Raw genomic sequence first — 454 nt, 5'->3', positions numbered from 1 at the left:
CGACGAACATAATCCAACCGCTTTTCCGGCGGATATTTTGCAAACAAACATGCAGCTACCAAGATATATAAGAATTGCGCACTTTCGTACACCACACCTGTAACGCGGTTTTGCACAAGATATTTACCTTCCAATTGCTTAACCGCTGCATACGAGAAGTTTAGATCACGACTATGATCCAGATAGGTGTTCAGTTCTTCTAGCTCGGCTTGGCTATAATCCTCGAGAATATGCTTGTCATAGCGATTCATACTTACCATTTTGGTAACATGATCGAATAGGTGCGGCGGTTCAAACTCACCGTAAGCTTTTTTACGCAGATGGAAAATTGCCAAACGTGCGGCAAGAAACTGATAATCAGGGGCTTCTTCACTAATTAAATCAGCTGCAGCACGAATAATGGTTTCGTGAATATCGGCGGTTTTGATACCGTCATAAAATTGGATGCGAGATT

Annotated in this window: 1 pseudogene; it reads right to left on the bottom strand. The window is 42.3% G+C overall.

The annotated features are described in order from the left end of the window. Positions 1-454: pseudogene (locus VT06_RS17350) on the bottom strand (ribonucleotide-diphosphate reductase subunit alpha); the annotation flags it as partial.

Origin of the sequence: Arsukibacterium sp. MJ3, assembly GCF_000987765.1 — a bacterium.
Lineage (GTDB): Bacteria > Pseudomonadota > Gammaproteobacteria > Enterobacterales > Alteromonadaceae > Alishewanella.
The sequence above is the reverse complement of the archived record's forward strand: the minus strand, read 5'-3'. Positions and strand labels throughout refer to the sequence as shown.